Source organism: Runella zeae DSM 19591 (genome assembly GCF_000423565.1).
GTDB lineage: Bacteria > Bacteroidota > Bacteroidia > Cytophagales > Spirosomataceae > Runella > Runella zeae.
In genome coordinates, this window is sequence record NZ_AUIF01000003.1 from 54,008 (window position 1) to 79,008 (window position 25,001).

General features: G+C 42.4%; 16 protein-coding genes. 7 read left to right on the forward strand and 9 right to left on the reverse strand.

Annotation, left to right across the window (positions count from 1 at the left end):
- The first annotated feature begins 6 nt into the window (after positions 1-6).
- The 3 genes from G563_RS0100335 to G563_RS0100345 all read left to right on the forward strand — a co-directional run bounded on the left by G563_RS0100335 (position 7) and on the right by G563_RS0100345 (position 6,454).
- Positions 7-2,445, forward strand: a complete 2,439-nt coding sequence (locus G563_RS0100335) for an AsmA-like C-terminal region-containing protein (protein ID WP_028663529.1) — start codon at positions 7-9, stop codon at positions 2,443-2,445.
- A 399-nt stretch (positions 2,446-2,844) separates the two neighbouring features.
- Entirely contained in the window at positions 2,845-4,266 is a 1,422-nt protein-coding gene (locus tag G563_RS0100340; RefSeq protein WP_028663530.1) for an inorganic phosphate transporter, read from the forward strand.
- 160 nt (positions 4,267-4,426) lie between these two features.
- On the forward strand, positions 4,427-6,454 hold the full coding sequence (locus G563_RS0100345; protein WP_028663531.1) for a CHU_0125 family OmpA-like outer membrane integrity protein: 2,028 nt from the start codon (positions 4,427-4,429) through the stop codon (positions 6,452-6,454).
- 145 nt (positions 6,455-6,599) lie between these two features.
- Here G563_RS0100345 and G563_RS0100350 read toward each other — a convergent pair whose 3' ends face one another.
- Complete coding sequence (locus tag G563_RS0100350) at positions 6,600-12,065, reverse strand: alpha-2-macroglobulin family protein (RefSeq protein ID WP_084650715.1); 5,466 nt, start codon at positions 12,063-12,065, stop codon at positions 6,600-6,602.
- Between the two features lie 224 nt (positions 12,066-12,289).
- Between G563_RS0100350 and G563_RS36610 the strand changes: the two genes are divergently transcribed.
- Both G563_RS36610 and G563_RS0100360 read left to right on the forward strand, forming a co-directional pair.
- Entirely contained in the window at positions 12,290-13,462 is a 1,173-nt protein-coding gene (locus G563_RS36610; RefSeq protein WP_051210662.1) for a sensor histidine kinase, read from the forward strand.
- A gap of 3 nt (positions 13,463-13,465) precedes the next feature.
- Positions 13,466-14,146, forward strand: coding sequence for a LytR/AlgR family response regulator transcription factor (locus tag G563_RS0100360; protein WP_028663533.1), 681 nt, complete (start codon positions 13,466-13,468; stop codon positions 14,144-14,146).
- A gap of 28 nt (positions 14,147-14,174) precedes the next feature.
- Here G563_RS0100360 and G563_RS0100365 read toward each other — a convergent pair whose 3' ends face one another.
- From G563_RS0100365 to G563_RS0100375, 3 genes are read right to left on the reverse strand one after another with little or no spacing between them, the layout of a single operon-like run.
- A complete protein-coding gene (locus G563_RS0100365) occupies positions 14,175-14,525 on the reverse strand; it encodes a DUF5615 family PIN-like protein (RefSeq protein ID WP_028663534.1) in 351 nt (116 codons plus the stop codon).
- Positions 14,522-14,752 (reverse strand): DUF433 domain-containing protein, encoded by a 231-nt coding sequence (locus G563_RS0100370; RefSeq protein ID WP_028663535.1) that lies wholly within the window; start codon positions 14,750-14,752, stop codon positions 14,522-14,524. The genes G563_RS0100365 and G563_RS0100370 overlap by 4 nt, the downstream gene beginning before the upstream one ends.
- Positions 14,753-14,791: 39 nt before the next feature.
- Positions 14,792-16,417 (reverse strand): ABC-F family ATP-binding cassette domain-containing protein, encoded by a 1,626-nt coding sequence (locus G563_RS0100375; protein WP_028663536.1) that lies wholly within the window; start codon positions 16,415-16,417, stop codon positions 14,792-14,794.
- 241 nt (positions 16,418-16,658) lie between these two features.
- Here G563_RS0100375 and G563_RS0100380 point away from each other — a divergent pair, with 241 nt between their 5' ends.
- On the forward strand, positions 16,659-16,952 hold the full coding sequence (locus tag G563_RS0100380; RefSeq protein WP_028663537.1) for a 2TM domain-containing protein: 294 nt from the start codon (positions 16,659-16,661) through the stop codon (positions 16,950-16,952).
- A gap of 108 nt (positions 16,953-17,060) precedes the next feature.
- On the opposite strand, the gene pruA is transcribed toward G563_RS0100380, so the two are convergent.
- The 5 genes from pruA to G563_RS0100405 all read right to left on the reverse strand — a co-directional run bounded on the left by pruA (position 17,061) and on the right by G563_RS0100405 (position 23,931).
- On the reverse strand, positions 17,061-18,692 hold the full coding sequence (gene pruA, locus G563_RS0100385; protein ID WP_028663538.1) for an L-glutamate gamma-semialdehyde dehydrogenase: 1,632 nt from the start codon (positions 18,690-18,692) through the stop codon (positions 17,061-17,063).
- Positions 18,693-18,737: 45 nt separating this feature from the next.
- Positions 18,738-20,840, reverse strand: a complete 2,103-nt coding sequence (locus tag G563_RS0100390; protein ID WP_028663539.1) for a prolyl oligopeptidase family serine peptidase — start codon at positions 20,838-20,840, stop codon at positions 18,738-18,740.
- 243 nt (positions 20,841-21,083) lie between these two features.
- The gene (locus tag G563_RS0100395) at positions 21,084-21,530 is read right to left on the reverse strand and encodes a hypothetical protein (protein ID WP_028663540.1); all 447 of its coding nucleotides are present in this window, start codon (positions 21,528-21,530) and stop codon (positions 21,084-21,086) included.
- Between the two features lie 210 nt (positions 21,531-21,740).
- Positions 21,741-22,190, reverse strand: coding sequence for a nuclear transport factor 2 family protein (locus tag G563_RS0100400; protein WP_051210663.1), 450 nt, complete (start codon positions 22,188-22,190; stop codon positions 21,741-21,743).
- A gap of 28 nt (positions 22,191-22,218) precedes the next feature.
- Positions 22,219-23,931: a GMC oxidoreductase gene (locus tag G563_RS0100405; protein WP_028663542.1), complete on the reverse strand. Its 1,713-nt coding sequence runs from the start codon at positions 23,929-23,931 to the stop codon at positions 22,219-22,221.
- 181 nt (positions 23,932-24,112) lie between these two features.
- On the opposite strand from G563_RS0100405, the gene G563_RS0100410 reads away from it, so the two are divergent.
- Complete coding sequence (locus G563_RS0100410; RefSeq protein ID WP_028663543.1) at positions 24,113-24,949, forward strand: M48 family metallopeptidase; 837 nt, start codon at positions 24,113-24,115, stop codon at positions 24,947-24,949.
- The last annotated feature ends 52 nt before the right edge of the window (positions 24,950-25,001 follow it).

Sequence of the window (25,001 nt, forward strand, 5' to 3'; positions counted from 1 at the left end):
TAAGCTATGGCTATTCCTAAAATACTCAAAATAAGTTTATACCTTATTGGAGCTTTCGTGGTTTTGATAAGTGGGATAGGTATGTGGGCATATCAATACCGTGATGATTTGTTTCGCTACATTGTCAAAGAAGCCAATCAGCATATCAATGGACGAGTGAGCATCAAGGATTTTGGTTTTACTCCTTTTGCCAATGGTATAGGATTTACTTTTTCGTTGTTTGGAGTTCAATTGCAAGATACGGCTTTTGTACGTCATCAAACGAAGTTGCTATCACTTGAGCAGCTTACGCTTGAAATAGACGCCCGTAAGCTTTTAAGTAGAGAATTGAAAATTACTTCTGTTTGTTTAAAAGAAGGAAAAATTTCTGTTTTTGTGGACAGAAATGGCTACAGTAATCTAAGTGTTTTTAGTCAGATAGATTCTCTAGATACCACTCAGGTTTCTTCGCAGTCTCCTATGCTACGCCAAATTTTCGGCAATTTAAAGGAGGTTTGTTTGAAAGATGTAGCGTTTTCGCTACAAAATTCCCCTAAAAATCAAAGAATTGGCTTTACGGCTGAAGACCTCGCCAATAAGTTTTCTCAAATAGATTCTCTTTGGAGAATGAAGCTCAAAGGAGAAGTTTATTTTGAGGGACTGGCTTTCAATGTAAAAAGGGGGGCTTTTTTAGAAAATAAAAAAACTACCTTGGCCTTAGAACTGGTATTTAACCCTGAGATTTCTGTCCTAGAAGTTTTACCGTCTTCGGTGCATGTTTTTCAAGATGTATTTTCTTTGGAAGGTAGTGTAGATTTTTCGTCGGAAGGGCATCTCAAACTTCAAATAGATACAGATACCATCGCGGCGCCTCGCGCTTTGGCTATTTTGCCTAAAACGTTGGAAAAAAAAATAAGCCAATTTGAAATTTTACCCATTGTAACAGGACACGTATACTTAGATGCTCCTCTACGTCAAAGAGGTACTGACCCATTGGTGGTGGTCGATTTTCAAACCCATACTTTCGAATACCAAAGCCCTATTGGACCTTTGTCGGAAGTAATAGCGACGGGGCACTTTACAAATCAAGTAGATTCTTTGCTGCCCATTGGCAATCAGAATTCGCACATTGTCGCAAAAAATGTAAGTGCCTTATTTAATGGGGTGATTCCGATGAATACTGCTTTTACAGTATCAGATTTGGATGAGCCAATGCTGGTGATGGAGGGGAATTTTAGGGCACAGTTGAAAGAATGCAATGACTTGATTGATGAGCGTAATTTCAAACTAATATCGGGCAATGTATGGGTAGATTACTGCTATGAAGGAAGTATGAATCCTATTTTTGACCCCAATACCAAACAACTCAATGGCAAACTTGACGGTCATGCCAAGCTTGAAAATGGGGCTTTTGTGTATCTCCCTCACCGTCTTAGTTTTAGTGGAATGAATAGTGGGATGCGTTTTAATGGTAAGAAGGTCGAAATATCATACTTACATCTAAAGCATCAAAAAAACCAAATAAAAATGAGTGGTAAGGTGCAAGGGTTACTGCCTTATGCTTTTAATTCTACGGGTAAAGTAATAGGGGATATCGCCGTATTTACCCCTGATTTGGGACTTGACTGGATTCGTAACTATAAACATGCAGGAAGAAGCAATGGAAAGTTTTTTACGCAATTGGTAGACAAAATCCTTTCTCATTTAGAGTTGAAGACATTGTTGCTTGCTAAAAAAGTACATTATCGAAATTTTCAGGCCGAAAACGTAAAGGGCAAAGTATATCTTAGTGAAAAAGCTATCAGATGTGAAAATGTGCGAATGAATGCTTTTGGAGGAACTTTTGAGGTGACAGGAGGCATCGATAACTTCAACCAAGCGATTCATCGACTGTATGCAAAAGGACGTCTCAACAATGCCAACGTTCAAAAAGTCTTTTATGGTTTTGAAAATTTTGGGCAAGAGACGGTCTCCGACCAGAATCTGAAAGGAAAAATAAGTGCTTCTTTTTCCTACTCAAGTCAGCTCAACAAAGACTTCAAATTGATTCCCTCGACCATGAATGGGCGCTTGGCTTTTGAGCTTGTGGATGCAGAACTAAACCATTTTGAACCGCTCAAAAAAATGCAACGAGTGTTTTTCAAAAGAAGAAATTTTGATAATGTTCGTTTTGAGCGCCTTCAAAATGAGTTTGTGTTGCAAGGCCAAGAAATCAACATGGCTCAAATGAAAATAGCTTCAAGCGTATTAACTTTCTTTGTAGGGGGTACTTATAGTTTTGGTACTAAAACGGACTTACTGGTGCATGTACCTTTAAGTAATTTGAAGAGGGAGGATAATGATGAGCAGCACATCATTCATGACCTCAATGGGCGAAACCTAATCATCAGAGCCGTAGAAGAGGAAGGGGAGGTAAAACTGAAATATCACCTTGATTGGCGAAAAAAACAACGAAATGTTTTGTAATTCGCCTTAAAGTTTCCTGTAAAAATTAATAAATAATTAACAATTTGGTAATATTGAAATGAGCCTAGATTAAGGGCTATGAGCGTAATTTTGTGCCGTAAGTTTTAACCAAGAGATACAGCTTCTCAGAAGCCTAATCAGTAAGAATGAGGGTTTTGGAGAATAGCTAAAAAACTTAAAGATTTCATAACGACTTAGAGGGTAAGCAACTTTGGTTTGATAAACTTTGCCGTTGTACATTTGCTTATTCTGAAAACAACTACTTACTTCACAAATCAAATCCGTGACTTTTGAAAAATCCCTCTTTTAGATTTGTTTTAAGCGCTAACTTCTTGATGAAGAGTAGTTCGTTGCCTTCCTTAAACGAAAAAAACAAATAAACTTTTACGCTCACTTCCTATGTTTGGTTTAGAATTAGACATTTTTATTCTGCTCTTCATATGCATTTTATGCGCTTGTGCTTTTGAATTTGTAAATGGATTTCATGACACTGCCAATGCCGTGGCTACCGTCATATACACCAACTCTCTCAAGCCAACGACCGCCGTTATATGGTCAGGTTTTTGTAATTTCTTAGGTGTACTTTTAGGCGGGATTGCCGTAGCGATGGGGATTGTGAATTTACTTCCTGTGGAGCTGCTCATCGACCAAAATGTCTATCACAGTATTGCGATGGTGCTTTCTTTGTTGTTGAGTGCGATCATTTGGAATTTTGGAACGTGGTATTTTGGTCTTCCTTCTTCTAGCTCTCATACGTTGATTGGATCGATTTTGGGGGTAGGTTTGGCATTTTCGATGATGCCTGAGGCTAGCGATGGCGCAGGAGTCAATTGGGGAAAAGCCACCGAAATCTTCGGTTCGTTGTTGCTGTCTCCTTTAGTAGGTTTTAGTTTGGCGGTTACATTGATGTTTATATTGCGTCGTTCACTTAGTAAAGAAACCCGCGAGCAAGTATTCAGTGAACCCAAAAAAAACCAAGAACCTCCTTTGTGGATTCGGGCGATTTTGATTTTGACGTGTACAGGGGTAAGCTTTTTTCATGGAAACAATGACGGCCAAAAAGGTGTAGGGCTAGTAATGTTGATTTTGATTGGAATTGTACCAGCCTATTTTGCGCTCAATGATAAAGTAGAACCTCAATCAATGAAAAAAAACCTGATAGCGATTGAGCAAACTATGAACAAAATAGATACTACGCTGCTAGGAGTAGAAGAAAAAAAGCAATTGGCTAAAGTGAAGAGTAGTAGTAGTGATTTAAACAATTTGATTAACGTTTCGGCGGCAGAAACACAAATCAAGCAAGACGAACGCTTGGATGCTCGTCGTGATATTTTAGTGATCAATAGTAATCTAAAAAAACTGTCAGAAAGTGCATCTGTCAATCTTAGCCCTCAAGATAAGGCAATTTTGAAAGAAAGTACAGATGATAAAAAGGGCCTACGTCGCTATACCGACTATGCGCCATTTTGGGTAGTACTCATGATTTCGCTTTCGTTGGGGTTGGGCACGATGGTAGGCTGGAAGCGAATTGTGGTAACTGTGGGAGAAAAAATCGGTAAATCTCACCTTACCTATGCGCAAGGAGCTTCGGCGGAGCTAGTAGCAGCGAGTACGATTGGCTTGGCTTCGGGCTTAGGTTTGCCTGTGAGTACTACGCACATGTTGTCGTCGGGGATAGCGGGTACGATGGTAGCGAGTAAAGGAATTAAAAATTTACAAGCCAAGACAGTAAGAAATATTTTGTTGGCATGGGTACTCACTTTACCTGTGTCGATTTTCTTATCGTTTACGTTATATGTCTTTTTCCGTTGGATTTTGTAAGTATTAGGTCATAAATACTCAAAAAACACTTTTAAACCTGACAGAAAATCTATACTGTCAGGTTTTTTTATGCAACATTTCAACAATATTTAGCGTTAAAATTAAGCATCAAACAACTCTTTTGCTAACTTAGCCGCATACGTATCGTTCCAGAACTATTATGCAAAAGCATACATTTATATCAAGCGTGGTGATGGTGGGTTTTTTAGCCCTTCTAGTAGCCTGTAACTCTACCCAATCGATTTTTAAAAAAGGGGTACGTAAATTTGATAATGGGGAATATGACCTAGCTATCAAAGATTTACAAACCGCCGAAAAAGCAAACTATGAAGTAGGGAGAGCCAATTATCTCATTGCAGAGTCGTATCGCATGTCCAATAGGTTTGAATTGGCGGTGCCTTATTATCAAAAGGCTTTAGAAAATGGTATCACAAATCCTGAAGCTCCTTTCAATTATGCGTTTGCACTCAAAGCCGCTGGCAAATATTCCGAAGCAGCCGCACAGCTTGAGAAGTTTATCACAAGCAACCCTACCAATAAAGTAGCTGCCGAAAAAGCCAATCGTGAGCTTTATACATTAAAATCAATAGATGTAATCCAGCAAAAAAAGACGTTTTATCAAGTAAAAAACTTGGGGAAACTCAATACCCCTGGTGCCGAATTTTCGCCTTTTGTGAAGGACGATGATTTGATTTTTGCGGCTTCGCGGAAAGCTACCGTTTATAAAACCAACGGTATGCCCATGACGGGGATTTATAAGGTAAAACTAGCCGAAAACTACGACGAAACAGGAGGCGATGCTCAGATTTTTAGCCCTTCCTTGTTTTTGGAAGGAGTCAATGAGGCCAATGTCACCTTTACAAAAGACGGCAAAACCGTAGTATTTGCTAGAGGAAACACCGGCAAACGCAAAGGCACCGCAGATGTGGATTTGTATTTGAGCCGTTTTGCAAGTGGGCAATGGACCGAACCGCGTTTGATTCCGGTAAGTGATTCGGCTTCTTGGGATGGAAGTCCCGCGTTTTCTCGTGATGGTCGTACTCTATATTTTTGTTCCAATCGTCCCGGTGGCGTAGGTGGTATTGATATTTATCGTACCAATATGGATGCTTCGGGGCGTTTTAGCAAACCCGTAAATATGGGGAAAGATATCAACACCCCTGGCGATGAGATGTTTCCGTATGTAGGGCCCGATGCTAAACTCTATTTTGCATCCGACGGGCATCCGGGCTTGGGCAAACTTGATTTGTTTGTGGCTACTCGTTCGCAAGGCGTTATTTCGGTCGAAAACTTGGGCTCACCTATCAATTCTCGTTTCGACGATTTTGGGTTGGTATTTATTGATGATGAGATGAAATACGGATTTTTCTCGTCGAATCGTGAAGGAGGCAAAGGCGATGATGATATTTATTTTGTAGAAGATGAAAGCGTAGGTCTTGATTCTACCCAACTTGCAGAATTAGAAAAGCTACCACTGGACGACCCACGGCGTCGTACAATTGCTAAACCTGAACCACCCAAAATCGTTAATTATTATTTAGCAGGTACCATTTCTTCTAACGAAACGCCTAGCTTACCGCTAGATTCGGCTGTAGTTAAAATTTATGAAGCCTCTGCCGATAGTTTGATAGGACAAGGCAGTACCAAAGGCGGGGGGATTTTTGGAACTTTTCCGTTGGAAGAAGGTAAAGACTATACCCTGCTCATAGAGAAGCCAGGTTATATAGCAAAGAGAGAGTCATTTACGATGGCGGGTAGGGCTATCCCTCAGATTTTCCGTAAAAAACTAACTATGGATACCACCTTTACGGTAGCCTATAAGCTCGACCGTTTGGCAATCAATAAAACTTTTGTGTTGGAGAATATCTACTATGACCTTGATAAGTTCAATATTAGAGAAGATGCGGCGGTAGAACTAGATAAGTTGGTGCAGATTTTGAAAGACAATCCGACGGTTAGGATTGAATTAAGTTCGCATACCGATACCCGTGCTTCAGATTCTTACAACAATAAACTTTCTCAGAATAGGGCACAGTCGGCAGTGGATTATATTGCATCCAAAGGTATAGAAGCTGACCGCCTCGTTGCGAAAGGTTATGGAGAAACTCGCCTTATCATTAAGGATGCTAAAACCGAAGAAGAACACCAGAAAAACCGTCGTACAGAGTTTACGATTTTGAGTTATTAAAATATAACCCTGCCAAGATTCAAAACCTTGGCAGGGTTTTTTGTTTCCCTTTCCAACCTCCTCAATGACTTCTAAAATCTTCTTAGTGACGTTGACGAGAATATAACCCTGCCAAGGCTCAAAACCTTGGCAGGGTTTTTTGTTTTTACTCCACTTTTACTTTTCCACCTCCCCAGTAACTTCTAAAATCTCCCGAATACATCGCATCGGCTGAGACGGGGCCGAGGGTAAATGTGCCTTTGGTAATCACCCGCACCATGTAATAGAAGGTTTTTTCGGTACTGTTGGCAGTCGTATAGTAGTTGATACGGTCGTCGCGAATATCGAAGTGGTCGGGAGTAGTGGGGTTCTGAATCCAAGGCATATCACGTGGCTCCGTAAGGCGAGGATTTTCGATTTCAAACGCCGCAGGAAGCAAATCCGTTACTACCACATTTTCGACTGGAATACCATCAGTACTGCTGATAGATACTTTCACAACAACCAAATCGTTTTGACGAAAAGTACTCACAGGCTGTCCGTTGCGGTTCAAAAATTGACGTCTCACTCGCAACCCAGCATCTTCTTCTACATAATTGCCAGTGGCGCTCAGACCCTCACTTTGCGCAAACCAATAGACGGAGCCTTTGCCCGAGACAGTCCCCAATCCTCGAAGGGGGCCATTGATAGCAATACTCAAATCTTTGCCATCAAACTGATAGCCTTTGCCGTTGAGGGTTAGATTGGCCGTGGCCGTGCTTGTTGCGTTTTTCTTTGCCAACTTGCCCAAAGCCAAGAAGGCAAATGCCGCCTCTTGGGTATTGAGGTAAGGCGTGGCATTGAGTGCTTGCGACAATCGCCTTGCCAATGTAGGAATTTGTAATTGATTTGGATCTGACTCTATAAGCGTATTGAGGGTCAATGCCAAGTTGCGAATAGGGGAAGCAAAGCTGCCGCTTAGTTGGCGTGGAGATTGTTTTTCGGGAAGATTAGCAGGGAGCAAATCTTTGTAGCTTCGTTCGTCGCCTATTTGTTTGAAAGCCGAAGCAAGCAAATACCTCGAATCGGGGGTAAGCAATTGTTGATTTTGTTTGTAATAATTCATGGAGGCGCGGTTGGCTTTTCCTCCCAAAGCCAAAGTATAAAGCCCATAGATAGACGTGCGACTAGCGATGTTTACTTGGGTATAATTTCCCGCTTCGTCTAAAATATATTCTGACTCGGTAGCTAATGACCCTGTTTTGGTGGTCAAGTAATCTAGCATTCGCCCAAGTGACGAAACATTGATTTCAAAACCAGCCTCTTGAGCTTCGAGCAAAAAATGAGTGGCATACGCAGTGCCCCATGCCGATTCCTCCGTACCAGCAGGCCAGTAGCTCACAGCACCACTAGGAAGCTGCATACTTTCAATTTTCTGAATAGCTGCTTGGACATTGAAATTAGGATTAAAATCGCTCGCGCCTGTTTTGACAACATAGGTTTTGGGGGCAATACTTTTGGCAATATCTGCAAAATAAATTTGAGGAAAAGCCTTCGAAATCGTCTGCTCAATACAACCATGTGGATACCCCAGAAGATAATCAAGTGCTTTGGCGTATTGAACCATAGGCGAGCGACTTACGATGATTTTGCTACTTACAGTATTAGGAATAAGATCATTGCCTCTTAAATCAATCATTCCTTGACTACCTGCCGCAATACTACCCGATTGAGCGGTTTTGAGGAGGGAAGAAGCGGGGCGAACCGTTAGCTCGGTTTTTTCTACAAACTTCTCTTTTCCATTGTTGACCGTCACGGTGATAGTGCCTGTTCCCATAGCCTGAGCCGCTTTCACTACAAAAGCCGTGCGGTTTTCTTTTTCGGGGGCAATAGAAAGCCGTTGGGCATTGGTAGAAAGAGATTGAAGTTTTCCATTTACGGCGATGCTAGCGGTGACATTGGCCGCATTTTTTTCAGTATTAGAAATATTGACAGGTACTATTATTTCATCACCAGGACTCAAAAAACGAGGCAAAGCGGTACTGATTACGATAGGGTCAGCGACTTTCATGTTTTTGTTGGCTGAGCCAAATTCGTTGTCTTTGTACGCTACGGCCATGATGCGCAAATCTCCCGAAAACTGAGGAATATCGACTTCAAATTCGGCTTCTCCACTGAAACCGCTATTGAGCTGCCCCGACCAATAAGCCACTAGATTTACCCGTCCATTGGAGAGCGGGTTAATTCGTTTTTCTAAATCATAACCATCACCTCCTACACTGCTCGAAGAAGCCAATGATAGCTCAGGAAAAAGGAAAGGATACAAGTCATGACTACTGACTTCTAAAGCACGTTTTTGATAGAAAAAGCCGTGTATATCAGGCGTTTGAAAATTCTTGATTTGCAAAATTCCCTCATCTACTACCGCTACTGTCACTTGTGCGTTACGGGCGGTTTTGATTTTGATTTTTTGTTTTGTTTTCGAACGCGATTTTTCCACTGCTACAATTTCCACCGGAAGCTTAGTGTCGGCATCTTCCACTTTGACGGAAGCAAAACCATGCGCCACCGTCAGAGGTAAATCCGAATGGTCAAGGGGGCGAATGAGCGTGGCAGTCAGGAATACATTGGGTAAATGTTTGCCTTCCAACGAAAATTTAAAAACCGCCGATTTATTGTCTGTTTCTAGGTAGTGGTACTCCAATACACTATTTCTTTCTAAGGTGACTAGGAGTTTTCCAGCAAAAGGCGTTTTAAACAAAACCGTGGCTTTGTCGCCAACCTGATAGGTAGGTTTGTCAAATTCCATCAAAACTTCACCTTCGTTGCTGACTTCAAAGGAGGAGGCCGAAGTGTTTCCCCAACCATAGGCATAAAACTTCGTCATTGTGTAGCCATTAGCATTGCTACGACGGATTCTGATTTCGTATTCGCCCGATACGGTGGGCACATAGCGTACTTCAGAGAAACCATTTTTGAAGGAAACCAGATTGGAATAGACCACTTTCTCGCGCTTTTTGGAAGCATATCGCAATTGGTCATTTTGCTTTTCTACGACGGTCTGGTAGTCCATTCGGATAATGTCAACTTGGGCCGTAGCCGAGGGTTTGGCATTTCCGTCTTTATCTACCGCTACCAGCCCAATAGGCACGGGTGCGTTCAGGCCCACGTAGCTATCATTCATTTTGACCCCATAAAAAATATCTTGTGTATAAACATCAAAGCGTTTGAGGCGATTGACGGGGCGGCCTGTTTCATCAAAAACCGTTACGTAAATTTTCCCTTCCAACACGCCCAAATCTTGGTGCGTGGCCGGAATTTGAAAATCTTGTTTGGCTATTCCGTTTTCATCGGTAGTGCCTTGCCTTACCACATTCTCAAATTTGGTAGTACTACTCGGAATCTCAAAGATGTATTCTTTAAATTTTGAGGCAGTAAATGCTTTTCGCTTGAGCGAAAACTCCATTTCGTAGTTGCGACCCGAAGCAGGCGGACCAAATAAATTAAGGGCGGTGGCACTGAGTTGAACTGTTTGACCCGAACGGTAAAATTCTTGATTGCTTCTAACATCTACCTTGATGCGGTCGGGCATAAACTCCTCAATATTTAGTTTTTTGGAGGTCAACAGTACATCATTGGCGTTATAGACTTCAATGCTGTATCCACCGGTGACGGCAGCTTTGTCGAGGGCAATAGAGGTTTCGATGGCTCCTTCGCTGTTGGTAGTGAGGCGCGACGTTTTCAGGTCTTTTCCGTTTGGTAACAATACCTTTATTTTCAAGGGGATTTCTCCAACGCTTTTCCAATTTTGGTGACGTACCACCGTGTTGAAGTGAATCGTTTCGCCGGGGCGGTAAATGTCACGGTCGCCATATACAAAAGCTTCAAAACCCGTGGCGTTGTCGCGTTTGCCTTCTACTTCAAAACGAGAGGTCTCGACTTGAGTATCTTCTAACAATAAATAGTTGAAATCTTCTTCTGCGGTATCACCCGAACGAGACGTCCGAGCTACAATCATTGCCATTTTAAAATTAGGGGCTTTTTCAGAAAGTTTATCAAATCTTACCACGCCTTTAGAGTCTGTTTTGGCAGTAGCAACGGTTTGATTGTTAGACGAAATAAGGCTTACTTCCAGTTTGTCTAAAGGCTCGGCGGTTTTGATTGAATTGGCAAAAACCCACACTTCATCTTTGCCTTGCTTAGCGATGAGGCCAATATCAGACAGCGACACAAGTTTGTTGGCTCTTTGGTATTGTTCATCTTTGGATTGGACGGTTACTAGATAAATACCCCGGAATGAATTGGACGCATCGGGTATGCCAAGGTTAAGGGCTGATACGCCTTTTACTTTGGGCAGGTTGTCGGTTTCGACGGTTTTGTCGACGATAAGATCGCTGTAAGATTGATTGTAGTCGTCTTCATAATTGAAAGCTCCCGTAGGTCCCCAATTATCTTCGCCTCCTAGATAGCCGTATTCCTCATAGCGATTGTTGCGGAGGTATTGCAAGATATTGTTTTCATAAATCTTCGCGATTTTGACTTGTACTTTGGGGACATTTACAATCTGTACACCTACATTTCGAGAGCCTTTGGAAGAAAGATAAACGGCTTTCTTGTTGACAAAAGCAATGCTAGCTGGCATGAGGCCGAAAAACAAATCTTTGCTAACGCTTTCTTCCAAACGTGCGCCAAGCACTCCTTTGATTTCTTGGTTTAGGGTCAAAACATAGGTATCAGTTTCGTTAAAATCTCCGCGAATGATAAAGCCATTTTCGGTCAATTCGGCCTTAGTTTGTACCGCCGGCTGAATGCTGTAATAAGTACTGAGGTCTTCATTTTGGAGTTCTTGAGTTGTAATGATTCGCACCGTACCTCGGTTGTTTTCAAAGCCCGTTTTTACGTCTTTTATTTCAATCGTGGTTGACGAAGGCAGATTACTTGTGTATTTGATTTCTTCTTTGCTAGTGTAGTTTGTATTCGGAACTTTCAGCCCTTTTTCCAAAACCATTTCTAAGGGTTGCTCGTTTTTGCTGCTGAGGGCATTGGGGAGAGAAACCGTGACTGCATCCGACGTTTGAGTCTGAATCACCGAAGGTTGTAGCGGACGTTCTTCTGTGTTGGCTTTGAGCTTGGCACCTACTTCACTTCCATTAACGGCGTAGTTGAACAAAAGCTTGGTTTTGGCAAGAGGCTTGCCAGTATCACGAGATTTGGTCCAGTAAGTTTCGGCATTGGTCAGTTGTAAAAACGGGGTGTGAAACTCCATTTCTTCATCAGAAACGCCGTATTTATTTTCAATGGTTTTTTTTGCTAATTCTTTACTCAACTCCGCTCGGTATTCGGTAGCAGGCTCGAAACCATTAGCGGGAGAAAACACGAGTTCGTTGGGAGCGGTCCACTTAAACTTACCTGCTACGGCAGGTACAAACTCAACAAACTTGGTCGATTCCCAGCTGTTTAGGTCTGATATCTTCACAATGTCTTTGTTGAAGGTAAAGACTAGGTTTTGGGCGAGGTTGATTTCATCCTCAAAATTTCGTCCAACGACCCGGATTTCATTGAGTTTTCCACATTCTGTAAAAAATAGTGTGGAAAACACCGCAAATTGTGGAAAAAGACGAATAATCTTTCGTAGGTTGAAGAGAGAGCGCATTTTTGGAAGGGATTATGAATAATTCTGGCATATAAACGATGAAAGTTCGGGAAATTGTAATCACTAAACAACAAAAGCGTGGGGCAATTATTTGGCGGCTCTTTCAAAGGATTAGTAGCTTATTTTTAGGGGCTAGAACACACGATTTGAAGCACTTGCCACATTTATTTTTATAGTTCTGGTGGTTGTAGTTGCTTTGGAGCATCATCTTAAACCATACAGCTATGCACATCAATAAATGGCGATTGTTCTGGATTCATTATGGGGTTGTTTTTACTGTTTTATGTTTAATATCGTTTATTAGCTCTTATACTTTTGCTCTTATAAAAGAAGGTGTTCCTATAACTTGGCATGCACTTAAATTAGATTTATTTTTGGCTCAGGATGCTCCTGTATTCAATGCGCTATGGCCAGCAATCTTCGGAACCGCTTTTTATTTATTTGTTTTTCCAGATTTAATACAGAAGAAATATAAACGCTTCTTTATCAGGTTATTCATATACCTAGTAACGATTTTTGTCTTCAAAATTTTCCTTTGGACATTTAATGATTGGTTAGCTTCTAATTACACCTATGTTTATACCAATGATGAAGCTTGGAGAAAAGAGCAATTGGAGCAAGGACGATTATTTCTCCCTTACGGCGAATTGCTAAAACAATCCTTCCTAATTCTTGGTAGCAATGGTCTTAGAAATGCGTTTTTAATTATGATTGGGGGAAGATTTATCATAACAATCTTTCTATATACAGGAGCTTTCACCCTCGTCATGTACGTTTGGCAAAATCGTAAGCGGGAAGAGGCGCTGGAAAAGCAGCAACGCGAAGTAGAAATTGAGTCCTTGAAAGCACAGTTAAATCCTCATTTTTTGTTCAATTCGCTCAATACCATCTACAGTTCGGCTCTTTCTGAAAAAGATACCCCAACGGCGCAGTTGGTCCAACAGCTTTCAGGAATTTTACGGCACAGCGTCGAAGAGGTTCGCCACGAAAAAACATCGTTGGAAAAAGAATTGGCATTTATTGAAAAGTACCTAGCTCTCCAGCGCGCTCGCTTGCCTCTGCACCCGCATGTATCGCTCACTACTTCTCTACAATGGGATCAAGAACCTGCCGACATCGCGCCGTTGCTGTTGATTCCTTTCATTGAAAATGCCTTCCAGTACGGCATTAGCTTAGAGCAGCCGAGTTTTGTGGCTATTCGTTTAGAGATTGAGGACAAAAAACTCCACCTGTGCGTCGAAAACAGCCTTTTGACGATACCTAGCCACCAAAAAGGGACAGGAACGGGCTTGTCAAACGCACAAAAACGACTGCAATTGCTTTATCCGCACCAACATACCTTGTGGTTTGGCTCCGAAAAAAGTACTTTTCTAGTAGATTTGACGCTCCAACTGTAGACCATGAACGTTTCCTGCATCGCCATCGACGACGAACCTGCGGCTTTGACCATCATCGAAGAGTACGCGGCACTCATCCCGTTTTTAACCCTAAAACAAACCTTTGTAAGCGCCAAAGAAGCCTTGGCTTTTTTGAAAAAAGAACGGGTAGATTGCGTGTTTTTGGACATCAAAATGCCCGATTTACTTGGCACCGATTTCGCACGGATTCTTCAGGGACAAACGCAGGTTATTTTTACCACCGCCTACCCCGAATTTGCCGTACAAGGATTTGACGTACAGGCGTTAGACTATTTGTTGAAGCCCATTGAATTTAACCGTTTTTTACAAGCTGCTAACCGCGTATATACGCCATTGAGTCAACGGGTGGAAGGACAAAGCTACATTTTTGTCAAAGAGGGTTATGATTGGGTACGCGTACCCTTGGCCGAAATTCAGTACATTCAATCAGACACCAACTTGCTGTTTATTTATGAACGCAGCCGTCGCGTTATTACGCGCATGACTGTCACCGAACTGCTTCGCATTTTACCTGCCGAACGGTTTCTGCGCGTTCATAAATCGTACATCGTTGCCATCGACGCCATTCTCAAAATCGAACGCCATCAGTTGGTGTTACCCAAAATCACCATTCCCATCGGTGAATCTTATCGTGAAAGCGTGGAGCGGTTGTTGTTGGGGTAAAAAACAAAAAACCGCTCGTTTGAGCGGCTTAATGTCTAATTCGGATGTAATTTTCGTCAATGACAGTAAAAGCTCCTTGAAAATCTGTCCCATGTTGACGAAAGGCGTCGCACACAATCTTTATTTTTTCAAGTGTGGGCATTGTATCTTTGAGACGCACTAAGACAATGCCGTTGTGTTTTTTACGGTCTCTGTAAACCAAATCGCCGAAATCTTTATCTCTGGTCAGTAGAAGTCGGCTTTCAAGTAAGGATAAATCCAACACCCCCTCGTCGGGTAATGACGGCATTTCTTCAGCGATATATAAAACATCGAAACCCGTCTCTCTTAAACCTAACACAAGACGGGCTTCGATCCCTTCATCTGCGACAATTTTCATGACGCTAATTTGTAGAATTTCATATCTCTAACCGCTTCCGCTGCAACGGCAAGCGCTGCATGAATAGCTTCACGAGACAGCCGTGGATAGTCTAAAAGTAATTCTTCCTCGGTTTGACCTGCGGCTAACTTTTCTAAAATTAACTCAACAGGAATGCGAGTACCTTTGATGACGAGCTTTCCCATCATTACGTCGGGGTTTGACTCTACAAATTTTGCATAATCCATAGCAGGTTTTATTTAAACTTAAAGCATTACTTCTTAACCCTACACCAACTCCCCATACAACGCTTCGCGTTGGGCTTTGACGCGGTCGTCGGTGATGTATTCGTCGTAGGTCATCATCTTATCCAAGATACCGTTTGGCGTAATTTCGATGATGCGGTTTGCAACGGTTTGGATGAACTGGTGGTCGTGCGAGTAAAATAGCATCGCTCCTTTGAAATCAATCAAACCATTGTTCAACGCCGTAATCGACTCCAAATCCAAGTGGTTGGTAGGATCGTCTAAGGTAAGGAAGTTGGCCGCCGAAAGCATCATTTTCGACAACATACAACGTACTTTCTCTCCTCCCGACAACACACTCGCTTTTTTGAGGGATTCCTCGCCCGAGAAAAGCATCCGTCCCAAAAAACCACGGATAAAGCTTTCGTCTTTTTCTTTCGAAAACTGACGTAGCCAATCTACCAAGTTATCATCGGTTTTAAAATAACTATCACTGTCTTTTGGAAAATACGAGTTCGTAATCGTTACGCCCCATTTGAAATCACCCGCATCGGGTTTTACTTGTTCGTGCAAGATTTCAAACAAGGCTGTAATCGCCAAGGTATTACGACCGATGAACGCAATTTTATCTTCGCGATTCACGCGGAACGAGATATTTTCAAATAGTTTGGTTCCGTCTTCTGCCGTTTTCGACAAACCTTCTACGGTCAATACTTGGTCGCCGATTTCGCGTTCTGGTTTGAAGTTGATGTACGGATATTTACGCGACGAAGGCTTAATTTCGTCCACGTTGAGTTTATCCAACATTTTCTGACGTGCCGTTGCTTGTTTTGATTTCGCAACGTTGGCACTAAAACGACGGATAAATTCTTCCAATTCTTTACGTTTTTCGTCGGCTTTCTTGTTTTGGTCGGCACGTTGTTTCAATGCCAACTGACTCGATTCGTACCAGAAGGTATAGTTACCGCCGTATAATTGTACTTTGCTAAAGTCAATATCAACCACGTGCGTACACACTTGGTCGAGGAAGTGACGGTCGTGGGATACGACGATGACGATGTTTTTAAAGTTGTTCAAAAAGTTTTCCAACCACATCACCGTTTCCACGTCCAAGTTGTTGGTAGGCTCATCAAGCAGCAAGATGTCAGGGTTTCCAAACAGCGTTTGTGCCAACAATACCCGTACTTTTTGGCTCGGGTCAAGGTCGGTCATTTGGGCATAGTGAAGGTCTTCTTTGATTCCCAAACCACTCAACAACGACGCTGCTTCGGGCTCGGCTTCCCATCCGTTCATTTCGGCAAATTCAGCTTCGAGGTCAGCCGCTTTTTCACCGTCAGCTTCCGTGAAGTCCTCTTTGGCATAAATCGCGTCTTTTTCTAGCATGATTTCGTACAAACGCTTGTAGCCCATCATCACCGTTTGTAAGACTTGGTATTCGTCAAACTCAAACTGGTTTTGTTTCAAAACCGCCATCCGTTGGCCGGGCGTTATGGCAACACTTCCGGTTTGAGCTTCAATTTCTCCCGATAAAATTTTCAAGAACGTTGATTTTCCCGCGCCGTTTGCTCCAATAACACCATAACAGTTGCCGGGGTTAAACTTAATATTTACTTCGTCGAAAAGCACTCGTTTACCGTAGCGCAACGACACATTAGAGACCGTTATCATTGAGTGAGTTGATAATTTTCAGTGAAAGATGTTGCAAAAATACGAATTTTTAGTGGGAAATAAGGTACATGATTCTTAAATACTGGTACGCAAACGGTTTATAGGTCGAGAGTTACGGTTGGTCATTGGCAATCTACGTTTCGTCGGAATGTGGTGTTTTTAGAGAGAACTCACTACTACCTTTGAATCATCAAAACAGCCATAAAACGAAACAAAAAAATTAACCTAAACATTGATCGCCATGGAAACATTTGTCAATAAAGAGCAGCAGAATCTTCCCAAAGACGAGTATTTAATGAAAATAGCCCGTCGTCGGGTCGGGTTTCAAAAGCATGTTATTGTTTATTTGCTTGTATGTAGCGTGATTTCGATAATGTGCCTCATAGAGGGCGGAAAAATTCCTTTTGACCTATGGTGGGCATGGGGAATAGGTTTGGGCATTCACGGAATAAGCGCGTACGGATTTTTGTTTGATGAACGTAAAGCGGCAGAAAGAGAGTATCAAAAATTGCAACAAGAGTTGCGAGAGAAATAGATAATATTAATAAAAAATTTACACTGAACTTCTACCTTGAAATACAATAAAAATCCCCTTCATGAAGGGGATTTTTTTGTATAACGATGATATACCTACTACCTATTCTTAGTCTGCCGCCAAAAAGGGATAACGGTAATCGGTAGGAGAAACGAAAGTCTCTTTGATGGTGCGTGGCGATACCCAACGCAGAAGATTTAAAATAGACCCTGCCTTATCGTTGGTACCCGAAGCGCGAGCTCCTCCAAAAGGTTGTTGCCCTACGACTGCACCCGTAGGTTTATCGTTGATATAAAAATTGCCCGCAGCATTGACTAATTTTTTGCTTGCTTGCTCAATGATGTAGCGGTCTTGAGCAAAGATTGAGCCCGTTAGGGCGTAAGGAGAAGTTTTGTCAACAAGCTCCAGCGTTTCTTCAAATTGTTCGGGGGCATATACATAAATTGTCAACACAGGGCCAAAGATTTCTTCGCACATGGTGGTGTACATGGGGTCGGTAGTGAGAAGCACGGTGGGTTCTACAAAATACCCTTTTGACTTATCATAATTGCCCCCTGCTATCACTGTTACACGAGTATCTTTTTTGGCATTGTCGATGTAAGCGGCGATTTTATCAAATGATTTTTCATCAATGACCGCGTTCACAAAATTGCTAAAGTCTTCGGTACCACCCATTTTGATGGTAGCTAAATCTTCTATCATGAAATTTTTTACGTCTTCCCACAAATTGGAAGGAATGTAAGCACGCGAAGCCGCCGAGCATTTTTGTCCCTGATATTCAAAAGCACCACGCACTAGCCCTACGGCTACTGCTTTGGCATCGGCTGAAGAATGGGCTATCACAAAATCTTTGCCGCCTGTTTCGCCCACAATCCGAGGAAAAGACTTATAGAGAGGCAGATTGTTGCCGATAGTTTGCCAAATATGCTGAAACACCTTAGTGCTACCCGTAAAGTGAATACCTGCAAAATCAGGATGGCTAAAAATAATATCTCCGGCTATTGGCCCATCTACATAAATAAGATTGATAACCCCGTCGGGCAAGCCAGCGGCTTTGAATACTTTCATGAGCACATTGGCCGCATATACTTGGGTAAGGGCGGGTTTCCACACACACACATTTCCCATAAGTGCTGCCGAAGTAGGTAGATTCCCTGCAATCGCCGTAAAATTGAACGGCGTAAGGGCAAATACAAAACCTTCGAGGGGACGGTGCTCTAAGCGATTCCAAACACCCTCCGACGATTGGGGTTGTTCTTTATAAATTTGGGAAGCATAGTAAACGTTGAAGCGTAAAAAGTCAATCATTTCGCAAGCAGCGTCGATTTCGGCTTGATACGCATTTTTAGATTGACCGAGCATTGTGGCGGCATTGATTTCGGCGCGATATGGCCCTGCCAATAAATCTGCGGCTTTTAGAAAGATACTAGCTCGGTGTTCCCAACTTAAATTGGCCCACTGCTCTCTAGCAGCCAAACTAGCCTCTATGGCTTTTTTTACGTGCGAAGCATCTCCTAACGAATAATAACCTAACACATGTTGATGATCGTGAGGGGGAGTGACGGCGTATCTATCATCGGTCATGATCTCTTCACTGCCGATATACATCGGAATATCAATCTGCTTACTACGAGCTTCGGCAAGAGCGGCTTTGAGTGCGATACGCTCAGGAGAATTTGGAATATATGATTTAACGGGTTCGTTTTTCGGAACAGGTACGTTGAAAAATCCAGTAGCCATAGTTTGTTGATTTTTGGGTGATAATAAGTTTTTTAGCTTTGATGCTTATTTCCAAGTAAGCCCCATATTATAAAACATAAAAGCGTATATATCAGCAGTTTGTTCTAATGACTTAGCCGTGTTGCTGGCACCATGCCCGCTATTGACATCTACCCGAATCAATAGAGGATTTTTGGTGGATTTCGCTGCCTTTTCTTGGAGGGTAGCAATGTACTTGAAAGAGTGAGCAGGCACAACACGGTCGTCGTGGTCGGCGGTGGTGACCATAGTAGCAGGGTAATTTACGCCCTCTTTGATATTGTGCAAAGGAGAATAAGCATATAAATTTTTGAAGTCTTCGGCATTGTCGCTACTTCCATAATCGGCTATCCAGTTCCAGCCGATGGTAAATTTATGGAAGCGGAGCATATCCATTACACCTACTTGCGGAAACGCCACTTTGCATAAATCAGGCCGCTGATTGATGACAGTTCCTACCAGAAGGCCGCCGTTGGAGCCACCGCGAAGGGCAAGCCTTTCTTTAGAAGTGTATTTTTGCGCAATCAAATACTCGCCAGCCGCAATAAAATCATCAAAAACATTTTGTTTTTGGAGGCGCATTCCTGCTTCATGCCATTTGTCGCCGTACTCCGCACCTCCTCTCAAATTGGCTTGTGCATATACTCCACCATTGTCAAGAAACGGAATGAGTAAGGGACTAAAACTTGCCGTTAGACTAATGTTGAATCCGCCATATCCATACAAAATGGTAGGATTGGCTCCGTCGAGTTTGAGTCCTTTTTTGTACACCAAAAACATAGGTACTTTCGTGCCATCTTTACTTGTATAAAACACCTGCTTGGTTTCATAATCAGTAGGTTTGAAAGCGACTTCAGGGTTGCGGAAAATCGTGCTTTTGCGCGAAGCTATATCATAGCTAAAAATAGTAGGAGGGTAGTTGAAAGACGAAAAAGTATAGAAAACGGATTTGTCTTCTCGCTCACCGCCAAAGCCACCTGCCGACCCCAATCCTGGCAGAGGCACCTCGTTTTCTAGTTTACCGTTGAGGTCATATACATAAGCGCGAGTAGTGACGTCTTTTAGATAGGTCACAAAGAGTTTTCCACCAGCCGTGCTTGCACCCTGAAGAGGTTCGGGTTTTTCGGGCAATATCGCTTTCCAGTTTTTTTCATCAGGAGTGGCGGGGTCATAGAGTACCACACGGTCGTTTTTGGCGTTTTTGTTGGTACGGAGCAAAAACTTATTTCCAATATTATCTACGATAGAAAATTGATAATCACTGATTTCGGCCACAATGGGTCTAAAGTCTTTTTGACCTTTTTCACGAAAAAAAAGCGCATTGCCATCTTTCCCTTTGCCACGGTCTGAAATAGTAAGAAACGAAAAACGTTCGTCTTCACTCACATACGCAATATGAAAACGTTGAGGGTTTGCGGGGTCTTCATACACGAGTTCATCGGCAGATTGGGGAGTGCCTACTTTATGAAAAAATACCTGATGATTTTCGTTTTTAGCCGCTAGGGCACTTCCTTCGGGCTTAGGATAGCGACTATAATAAAAGCCATCGCCTTGCCAAGCTGCGCCTGATACTTTGACCCATTCAAGGCGATCATCAAGCATTTTCAAGGTTTTCATGTCCATGATTTGGTACTCTTGCCAATCAGAACCGCCTTTAGAAAAACCACAAACGGCAAAGTTGCCATTTTTCGATAAGTTAAACACGGTCAACCTCGTTGTTCCGTCGGTAGAGAGTTTGTTGGGGTCGAGTACTATCTCTGGCGTGCCATTGGCTCCTTTTTGTCGGTACAAAACCGACTGGTTTTGCAAACCATCATTTTTATAAAAATAAAAATATTCTCCTTTGCGACGCGGGGCCGAATATTTAGGGTAGTTATAGACTTTTTCGAGTTGTTGTTTGATAAGGCCTCGATAAGGGATTTTTTCTAGGTATCCAAAGCTTATTTTGTTTTGCTCGGCTACCCAAGCTGCTGTTTCGGCAGAACGGTCGTCTTCAAGCCACCGATACGGGTCGGCTACTTTTACAGAATGATATTCGTCGACATGGTCAACTTTTCGGGTGGTGGGGTATTGCATTTGAGCGTGTACAGTGGCTGAAACAAAAGCCAAAAAAATGAGAGATTTATTCATAGTAAATAAGAAGATAGTAGACAAAGTGCTCGACAAAAATAAACAATGTCGCCCGCTTGTCAGAGAACGACCTCAAAAATATTGTTTTGACAATAAATATTAACTTTTTGTTGCCACTAAAGTGAATGCTAACGCATGAAATACCTGTTACTTGATTAAGTTTTTAGTTTGATAAGTGTCAATATAAAAAAAGCCTCGTTCATAAAAGAGCGAGGCTAATAGTGGCTTGAAGAGCAAGACTTTTTAAGGTGATACTAATGTATAATTGTTGATAGTACCGCCCGTTTTACGACTCGTTGTCGCACTTGTAAGGATAAGCTCTGTTTCTGATGCTGAATTGATAATAAATTGAACCGTTCCGTTAGATTCGGTAGGCTGTGGGTTCAAGTTTTTCAAAATCAGATTGTTGCCTGTAGCAGTCTCTTGAACCTCCCATTGACCTGTAAAAGTGTTTCCGTCAAATTCTTTATAAGTAACTGAGGTGGGGCTACTTAGGTCTAATCGATAATTGACGTATCCCGAACGGATGTTTGTGGCAGCACCTTTGGTATATACGGTGGCTGAGCCTTCTTTCACTATTTGGGCGCTCCATACTCTTCCAATAATCTCACTAAGGGGTTTCGGCTTTTTCTTACAACCCGAAACCAAAACAATGCTCGCCAAAGCCAAAACCGTACAAATGCGCTTCATAATCATGTATTATGTTTAAAATCAGAATATTTCTTTGTGTTTCTATAACAAAACCTACGCCAAACCAACAATATTGCGCTCGAATATCAGTTTTTTTTAAAAAATCTGCAAACGATTCTCCAAAAACCTATTTAAGGGAACTCTCTCGTATTCAAACTAAAAGACGAAGTATTGTAGAAAAAGGTTGTCTGTTATCCCTACAAAATCGTCCTAAGGAAGTTTTAGCGATTGCCAAGTTACCATTTGCCAGCCTTGTTTGCGTCTAACATACACATCCGTAAACCGAAAGCGAGTATTAAGATGCTGTCCATTGCTGATGACTTTGGCGGCACAAACGCCGGTCACAATGGCTGTTTTGTCAAAAATCCTCACTTTCAATTCTTCAGGATTCATTTCATTATAAACCAGTTTGCCGTCTTTGATTGACTGAACAAAAGACTCTTTGGTGTCAATCAGCCCATTGGAATGGCAATAAAACAAATCAGAAGCCAGTACTTGGTCCAGATAAGCATAATCTTTACTAACAAGCGCGGCAAAACGTTTTTTTTCTATTTCCGTAACGGTGGTTTCGGGGGAGGTCTGTGACAATACTACGTAGCTTTTCAAAATCCAGATACATACCATCGAAGCGATGAGAGAGAGCCGAGTGAGGTTTTTCATGAATAATATAAAAAGGTTTGGAAATACATTAAAGGTTTTTCTTTTTTAATTCTTGAACTGCAAAATTAGCGGCGCGCGCCGTAAAAGCCATAAAAGTTAGCGAAGGATTTTGGGTTCCGATAGAGGTCATCGCCGCGCCATCTGTTACAAATACATTTTTACAGTGGTGAATTTGATTCCATTTATTGACCATCGAAGTTTTGGGGTCGCTTCCCATCCGGCAGCCACCCATTTCATGAATATCCAGGCCAGGGTTGCGTTTGTCGTCTACGAGGTTAATGTTTTTAAAATTAGCTTTATCGAGCATTTCGGCTACCGAAGTATGGAAATGCTTGATGATTTTTAGGTCATTGTCGTCGTAGCCTATTGACGTAATGAGTTGAGGAATCCCGTATTTATCTTTTTGTTCGGGGCTCAATCTAAGGTGATTTTCAAACTTAGGGATAGTTTCGGCCTGAATCTGTACATACAAGTGCCAAGGTCCAGGTTTGCTATTTGTTTCTTTCCAATCTGCCCCAAAACCTTCTTGACCGGCGGCATGTCCCCATCCTCCCCGGGATGCGCTGAGGGCAACCAAATAACCCCTAAGAAAATCCGTTTCTTGTTTATGAACATTTTGGTACCGTGGCATAAATCCCGAAGTAGGACGACGACCAAAATAATATTGATCTTCGAAGCCATCAATATCTGCATAAGCAATGCCTCGGTAATTATGAAAAGCTACATAACGTCCCAACACACCACTGTCGTTGCCCAATCCCGTCGGAAAACGGCTTGAGGTAGAGTTGAGTAAAATCTGATTACTTGCCAAACAAGAAGCATTTAAGAAAATGACTTTTGCGTAATACTCAATCGTCTCATTTGTGTTGGCATCTACGGTACGTACCCCAGAAGCTTTGCCCAATTTGGGGTCATAAATGATAGAATGCACCACAGAATGCGGCCTGATAGTGAGTTTACCTGTTTTTTGTGCCGCAGGGAGAGTAGCAGATTGAGAACTAAAATAGGCCCCAAAAGGACAGCCCCGATAGCACAAATGCCGGGCTTGGCATTGGGCACGCCCAAGGGCAGTATGCCAAGGCTGAGGTTTGGTAAGGTGAGCACAGCGCCCAATGATAAGGTGGCGGTCTGTATAATGGGATTTGAGGGATTTTTGCAAATGTTTTTCAACACAATTGAGCTCCCAAGGAGGTAAAAACTCTCCGTCGGGTAGTCCTTCCAATCCGTCTTTGTTGCCGCTGATTCCCGCAAAACGTTCTACATAACTGTACCAAGGAGCAAGGTCATCGTAAGTTACGGGCCAAGGCACTGCAAAACCGTCTCTAGCTGGGCCTTCAAAATCGAATTTGCTCCAGCGCTGCACTTGGCGCGCCCACAAAAGCGATTTGCCACCTACTTGATAAGCTCTAATCCAGTCAAAAGGTTTTTCTTGAATATAGGGTTGTTCAGAATCTTTCGTAAAAAACTGTTGAGTCGCTTCATCTAGCGCATAGCATTTGCTCACGATAGGGTTTTGTTCTCTAAAAGAAGGGGGAAGCCTATTATGGTGCTTAAATTCCCACGGATTGGTCATGGCAGTGGGGTAGTCGGTGATATGGGTGACGTTGCGGCCTCGCTCCAATACGAGCGTACGTAGTCCTTTTTCACACAATTCTTTGGCGGCCCAGCCCCCCGAAATTCCCGAGCCAATTACGATAGCGTCGTAAGTGTTTTGTTTTTGAGCGTCAATATTGAAATTCATGCAGCAATCACTTTTGAAGTACTCATCTTTTATAAAAACGAATGTACTAAGATTATTCTTTCAAAGGGAGTCATGTCTAAAAAATGCCTCATTATGCGGAAGGTTTTCTACAGATTGGTATGCTTGAAGTAGTAGCATGATTTATGAATGAAGAAAGATAAACAACCAATCTTTAAAATCCATGAAACGAATCATATTTGCTTCACTAACAGCATTGTTTGCCGTAGCAGCTTGCCAAAAAGTCCCTGTTACTGGGCGCAATCAGTTAATGCTTATCAACAGCAAAGAGTTGTTGCCGATGAGCTTTTCTAGTTATAGAGAAGTGTTAGACTCTAGCAAAGTTTTGCGTAGCGGTGCTCAAGTAGACATGGTCAAAAGGGCAGGCCAACGTATCAAAAAGTCGGTAGAAGACTATTTGAGAGCCAATAACTATAGTCAAGCCATTGAAGGTTTTCAGTGGGAGTTTAATGTGATTGAAAACAAAACTATCAATGCTTGGTGTATGCCAGGAGGTAAAGTTGTGTTTTATACCGGGATTTTGCCGCTTTGCCAAGATGAAACAGGCGTAGCAGTAGTAATGGGACACGAAATTTCTCATGCGATTGCGAGTCACGGAGCCGAGCGAATGAGTCAAGGGTTATTGGCGCAAGGAGCGCTTGCAGCAGGGCAAGTAGGCTTAGGGGCGGCTATGTCAAACAAACCACGCGAAACGCAGGCTACATGGATGGGATTGTATGGCTTGGCAGCACCTGCTGCGGCTAGTGTAGGGTATATTTTACCCAATAGCCGCAATCAAGAAAGTGAAGCAGACCGCCTTGGGCTAACTTTTATGGCTATGGCAGGATATGACCCCCGCGCGGCGGTGGATTTTTGGCAAAGAATGGCCCAAGCAAGCAATGGACAAAAACCCCCACAATGGCTATCTACCCACCCTGCCGACAATACCCGTATCAGAGATTTGAAAAAGCTTATGCCTGATGCCGTGGCTATTTACAATAAAAATAGAGGCAGAAACTAGATAAATTCGGTCAATAAAAAAAATCAATGAAAAAGAGGCGGATACCCGCCTC

What these genes read in the sequence shown, in the direction of transcription:
- G563_RS0100335 (WP_028663529.1), top strand. Translation starts at nt 7, where the DNA reads ATGGCTATTCCTAAAATACTCAAAATAAGTTTATACCTTATTGGAGCT.
- G563_RS0100340 (WP_028663530.1), top strand. Translation starts at nt 2,845, where the DNA reads ATGTTTGGTTTAGAATTAGACATTTTTATTCTGCTCTTCATATGCATT.
- G563_RS0100345 (WP_028663531.1), top strand. Translation starts at nt 4,427, where the DNA reads ATGCAAAAGCATACATTTATATCAAGCGTGGTGATGGTGGGTTTTTTA.
- G563_RS0100350 (WP_084650715.1), bottom strand. Translation starts at nt 12,065, where the DNA reads ATGCGCTCTCTCTTCAACCTACGAAAGATTATTCGTCTTTTTCCACAA.
- G563_RS36610 (WP_051210662.1), top strand. Translation starts at nt 12,290, where the DNA reads ATGCACATCAATAAATGGCGATTGTTCTGGATTCATTATGGGGTTGTT.
- G563_RS0100360 (WP_028663533.1), top strand. Translation starts at nt 13,466, where the DNA reads ATGAACGTTTCCTGCATCGCCATCGACGACGAACCTGCGGCTTTGACC.
- G563_RS0100365 (WP_028663534.1), bottom strand. Translation starts at nt 14,525, where the DNA reads ATGAAAATTGTCGCAGATGAAGGGATCGAAGCCCGTCTTGTGTTAGGT.
- G563_RS0100370 (WP_028663535.1), bottom strand. Translation starts at nt 14,752, where the DNA reads ATGGATTATGCAAAATTTGTAGAGTCAAACCCCGACGTAATGATGGGA.
- G563_RS0100375 (WP_028663536.1), bottom strand. Translation starts at nt 16,417, where the DNA reads ATGATAACGGTCTCTAATGTGTCGTTGCGCTACGGTAAACGAGTGCTT.
- G563_RS0100380 (WP_028663537.1), top strand. Translation starts at nt 16,659, where the DNA reads ATGGAAACATTTGTCAATAAAGAGCAGCAGAATCTTCCCAAAGACGAG.
- pruA (WP_028663538.1), bottom strand. Translation starts at nt 18,692, where the DNA reads ATGGCTACTGGATTTTTCAACGTACCTGTTCCGAAAAACGAACCCGTT.
- G563_RS0100390 (WP_028663539.1), bottom strand. Translation starts at nt 20,840, where the DNA reads ATGAATAAATCTCTCATTTTTTTGGCTTTTGTTTCAGCCACTGTACAC.
- G563_RS0100395 (WP_028663540.1), bottom strand. Translation starts at nt 21,530, where the DNA reads ATGAAGCGCATTTGTACGGTTTTGGCTTTGGCGAGCATTGTTTTGGTT.
- G563_RS0100400 (WP_051210663.1), bottom strand. Translation starts at nt 22,190, where the DNA reads ATGAAAAACCTCACTCGGCTCTCTCTCATCGCTTCGATGGTATGTATC.
- G563_RS0100405 (WP_028663542.1), bottom strand. Translation starts at nt 23,931, where the DNA reads ATGAATTTCAATATTGACGCTCAAAAACAAAACACTTACGACGCTATC.
- G563_RS0100410 (WP_028663543.1), top strand. Translation starts at nt 24,113, where the DNA reads ATGAAACGAATCATATTTGCTTCACTAACAGCATTGTTTGCCGTAGCA.